Origin of the sequence: Streptomyces ureilyticus, from assembly GCF_011045025.1 — a bacterium.
GTDB lineage: Bacteria > Actinomycetota > Actinomycetes > Streptomycetales > Streptomycetaceae > Streptomyces > Streptomyces ureilyticus.
On record NZ_JAAKZX010000384.1, the window covers coordinates 1 to 4,049 of the forward strand.

General features: G+C 70.1%; 5 protein-coding genes and 1 pseudogene. 2 read left to right on the forward strand and 4 right to left on the reverse strand.

Annotated elements, in window-relative coordinates; all coding sequences use genetic code 11:
* On the reverse strand, positions 1-436 hold a 436-nt coding region (locus G6048_RS47100), incomplete at its 3' end, for a winged helix-turn-helix transcriptional regulator (RefSeq protein ID WP_328829060.1).
* Positions 437-504: 68 nt separating this feature from the next.
* On the opposite strand from G6048_RS47100, the gene G6048_RS47105 reads away from it, so the two are divergent.
* The gene (locus G6048_RS47105) at positions 505-1,599 is read left to right on the forward strand and encodes a Gfo/Idh/MocA family protein (protein WP_165345753.1); all 1,095 of its coding nucleotides are present in this window, start codon (positions 505-507) and stop codon (positions 1,597-1,599) included.
* Positions 1,596-2,090, forward strand: coding sequence for a heme-degrading domain-containing protein (locus G6048_RS47110; protein ID WP_165345754.1), 495 nt, complete (start codon positions 1,596-1,598; stop codon positions 2,088-2,090). Before G6048_RS47105 ends, G6048_RS47110 begins: the two co-directional genes overlap by 4 nt.
* On the opposite strand, the gene G6048_RS47115 is transcribed toward G6048_RS47110, so the two are convergent.
* The 3 genes and pseudogenes from G6048_RS47115 to G6048_RS47125 form a co-directional block, all read right to left on the reverse strand.
* Positions 2,077-2,664: a Uma2 family endonuclease gene (locus G6048_RS47115; RefSeq protein ID WP_165345755.1), complete on the reverse strand. Its 588-nt coding sequence runs from the start codon at positions 2,662-2,664 to the stop codon at positions 2,077-2,079. The two genes, G6048_RS47110 and G6048_RS47115, sit on opposite strands and share 14 nt — an antisense overlap.
* Positions 2,665-2,766: 102 nt before the next feature.
* On the reverse strand, positions 2,767-3,624 hold the full coding sequence (locus G6048_RS47120) for a fumarylacetoacetate hydrolase family protein (protein ID WP_165345756.1): 858 nt from the start codon (positions 3,622-3,624) through the stop codon (positions 2,767-2,769).
* A 100-nt stretch (positions 3,625-3,724) separates the two neighbouring features.
* Positions 3,725-4,049, reverse strand: a pseudogene (locus G6048_RS47125) (hypothetical protein); the annotation flags it as partial.

Consider the following 4,049-nt stretch of genomic DNA (forward strand, 5'->3'; position numbering starts at 1 on the left):
CTGCCTGCGTGACAACGGCGACCCCGGCATGGTGCGGCTGGTCCGTGAAGCCGCCCGCGGCATAGAGGCGCGACTGCTGGAGCAGGCCACGGCACGGGAGCGGGCGCTGCTCGCCGCGTACCGGCGGCACCGCCCTCAGCTCATCCCGTTCGAGGTGCAGGCCCACCGCGTGTCCGGCCTCCGGCACGAGGCGCAGCGACGTCCGCGGCTTGCCCCCCGTGGAGGCCTGCCGTCCCGCCTCCTCGACCAGGCCGTCGTCCCGCAGCCGCGCGGTGATCTTGCTGACGGCCTGCGGGGTCAGCCCCGTACGCTCGGCGAGTTCGAGCCGGCTGATGCCCGCGCGCCCGGCGCTGCGCAGCAGATCGAGCACCAGCGCCGCGTTGTAGCCGCGCAGTGCGTACAGATTCGCTCCGCCTCCGCCGTTGCTCCTGTTCACGAACCCATTGTCCCCCCGGCTTGCCCTTCGGCAACAGCGTTGCTTAAGTGGGGGGCATGGTGGAGAACATGACCCACACATCCCCTGTCGCCCCCTCCCGCGTGTTCCGCGTAGGCCTCATCGGCTACGGCCTCGCAGGCTCCGTCTTCCACGCCCCCCTGATCGCCGCCACCGAGGGACTCCGCCTCGACACGATCGTCACCGCGAACCCGGAGCGGCAGCAGCAGGCGCGGACCGAATTCCCGGACGTACGGATCGCGGCGGCCCCCGACGAACTCTGGGCCCGCGCCGACGACTTGGACCTGATCGTCATCGCCTCCCCGAACAAGACCCACGTCCCGCTCGCCACCGCCGCCCTCAAGGCGGGCCTCCCGGTCGTGGTCGACAAGCCGATCGCGGGTACGGCGGCCCAGGCCCGCGAACTGGCCGCGTTGGCCGACGAACGCGGCCTGCTCCTCTCCGTCTTCCAGAACCGCCGCTGGGACCACGACTTCCTGACCCTCCAGAAGCTCCTCGCCGACGGCGAACTCGGCGACGTCTACCGCTTCGAGTCCCGCTTCGAACGCTGGCGCCCCGAGCTCAAGGGCGGCTGGCGCGAGTCCGGCGACCCGGCAGAGGTCGGAGGTCTGCTGTACGACCTCGGCAGCCACGTCGTCGACCAGGCACTGGTCCTCTTCGGCCCCGCGGCCTCGGTGTACGCGGAGTCGGACGTACGCCGCCCCGGCGCCGAGGCGGACGACGACACATTCATCGCGATCACGCACACGAGCGGCGTCCGCACCCACCTCTACGCCTCCGCCACCACCGCCCAACTCGGCCCCCGCTTCCGGGTACTGGGCTCGAAGGCCGGCTACGTCAAGTACGGCCTGGACCCCCAGGAAGCCGCCCTCCGCGAGGGCGAACGCCCAACGCCCGGCAAAGACTGGGGAGTTGAGCCCGAGGACCTGTGGGGCCGCCTCGGCTCCGGCGAGTCCCCCGTGACCGGCGGCGGCCACCCCGTCCCGACCCTGCCGGGCGCGTACCCCGCGTACTACGCCGCCCTCGCCGCCGCCCTCCAAAGCACCGCCGAAAACCCGGTCACCGCCCTGGAAGCGGCCGCCGCCCTCGACGTACTGGAAGCCGCGCGCCGCTCGGCCCGCGACGGAGTGGCGGTGACACTGTGACCCCCAAGGCACCCACCGACGTCCCCACCCTCGCCCCCAGCGTCGCCGAACTCGAGGCCCAGGAGCTCCGGTTGACGCTCCCCCATTTCACCTACGACGACGCCTGGACCCTGGGCACACTCCTCGTCGACCTCGCCCGCGAGCGGGGCGCCCCGGTAGCGATCGACATCACCCGCTCCGGCCAACAGCTCTTCCACGCCGCCCTCCCCGGCTCCACCCCCGACAACGACGCCTGGATCACCCGCAAACGCCGAGTAGTAGAGCGCTACGCCGCCTCGTCCCTCCTCGTCGGCACCCGCTTCCGCGCCAAGGGCTCGACGTTCGAGGACGACTCCCGCCTCGACCCGGACGTGTACGCGGCCCACGGCGGCGCCTTCCCGATCACGGTCGAGGGCGCGGGCGTAATCGGTGCGGTGGTGGTGTCGGGACTGCCGCAGCTGGAGGATCACGCGATGGTGGTGGAGGCGTTGGAGCGGTTTATCGCGGGTTAGCGGGGTCGGCGGTGGCACCGGCCTCGCGCGGGAAGTCGTCCGTGGTGAGCTTGATGCCGACCGGGGTCTGAGTGAGGTCGATCTCGTCACCGAAGTCGAGGGTCAGGTTCCCGCGGTACTTGCCGCCGTGGGGGAGCGTGTGGAGGTGCCACTCGGCGGTGTACGGGTTGACGATCAGGTAGACCGGCACTTCGGCAGCGGCGTAGGCCTCCAGCTTGGGCCCGTAGTCGTTGGCCGCGGTGTTCTTGTAGATCACCTCGGCGATGAACTCGACGTCCTGGTACCGCCAGCGCCCCTTGTCGTCCTTGAACGCGCCCTCCTTGAGGGCAGTTACATCGGAGGCGAAGCCGTTGAGACGGCCCGGGTAGTCGATCCGGACGTCCGACTTCAGGCGCTTGCGCGGGTACTTGGTCCTCAGCTGCTCGCAGATGCCCGAGATGATGTCCCAGTGGCTGTCCCACTGCGGCCACATGTAGATGGCCCCCTGGACGATCTCGAACTTGAACCCCTCGGGGGCGGGCTCAAGCCACTCGAACATCATGTCCAGAGTGCGCTCGTCACTCTCCTCGGGCATCGCGATCCTGTCTTCAGGCAGCCGCGCAGTACAACGATACGCTCGGCCTCCTGGTCACGCCGGGAAGCCGAGCGCCGCCGTCATACCTGCCGCCGGGAGGCGCTACGCGTCTTTGAGCTCCTGCCGCTGTCGCCCCAGCCCTTCAATCTCCAGCTCCACCACGTCCCCGGCCCGCAGGAACGGCTTCGGCTCGGGCTGGCCGAGGGCCACCCCCGCCGGCGTCCCCGTATTGACGACGTCCCCGGGGTAAAGCGTCATGAACTGGCTTACATACCGCACCACTTCAGCCACGGGAAAGATCTGGTCGGCCGTGCTGCCGTCCTGCTTCAGCTCGCCGTTGACCCACAACTTCAGCGACAGCTGCTGCGGATCCGGCACCTCGTCCGACGTCACCAGCCACGGCCCGAGCGGGTTGAACGTCTCGCAGTTCTTGCCCTTGTCCCACGTCCCGCCCCGCTCGATCTGGAAGGCGCGCTCGGAAACGTCGTGCGCCACCGCGTACCCGGCGACATGCGCGAGCGCCTCCTCGTGCGAGCCGAGATAGCGCGCCGTACGCCCGATGACGACCGCCAGCTCGACCTCCCAGTCCGTCTTCTCCGACGTGCGCGGCACGAGGACCGTGTCGTACGGCCCGACGACCGTGTCCGCCGCCTTGAAGAAGATGACCGGCTCGGCGGGCGGCTCGGCGCCGGTCTCGGTGGCGTGGTCGTGGTAGTTGAGGCCGATGCAGACAACCTTGCCGATCCGGGCGAGCGGCGGCCCGACCCGCAGCCCCGCCGCGTCCAGGGCGGGCAGCTCCCCCGCCTCGGCCGCGCTCCGGATCCGGCCGAGCGCCGCGTCGTCGGCGAGCAGCGCCCCGTCGATGTCCGCGACGATGCCCGACAGGTCCCGTAGAACCCCTTCGGCATCGAGCAGCGCGGGCCGCTCCGCCCCAGCCGTACCGACTCGCAGCAGCTTCATGATCCCCATCTCTCTGCACCAGGTGCACAACCATCGGAGGTCTGGTCGATGCTCCAAGCTGTACGTCCACTCCGCAAGACCCGGTTCAGCACGTGGACCTTCACCCGGCGGCAGCCGCCAACGGCGACGCCCCCGGCATGTCCCGGTACAGCACAGCCCGCTCGACCGCACTCCACGTCGTACTGGTCACCACGTACAACGCGGCGGCCAACGGCACGAAGGCGACCGTGAACAGCGTCATGAACGACATCAGCGGCATGAACTTCAGCACCGCCCCCATCCCCGGCACCTGCTGCTGCTCACCGTTCCCCGCAGCCGCCACCCCGCTCACGCCCATCTGCCGCTTCGTACGCCGGTAGTTGAAGGTCGCGACGACGGTGACGACCGCGAACAGCCCCAGATAGACGAGCCCGTGCGCCCCGAAC

Coding starts and splice junctions, on each gene's coding strand:
- G6048_RS47115 (WP_165345755.1), bottom strand. CDS start 2,664: ATGCCCGAGGAGAGTGACGAGCGCACTCTGGACATGATGTTCGAGTGG.
- G6048_RS47105 (WP_165345753.1), top strand. CDS start 505: ATGACCCACACATCCCCTGTCGCCCCCTCCCGCGTGTTCCGCGTAGGC.
- G6048_RS47120 (WP_165345756.1), bottom strand. CDS start 3,624: ATGAAGCTGCTGCGAGTCGGTACGGCTGGGGCGGAGCGGCCCGCGCTG.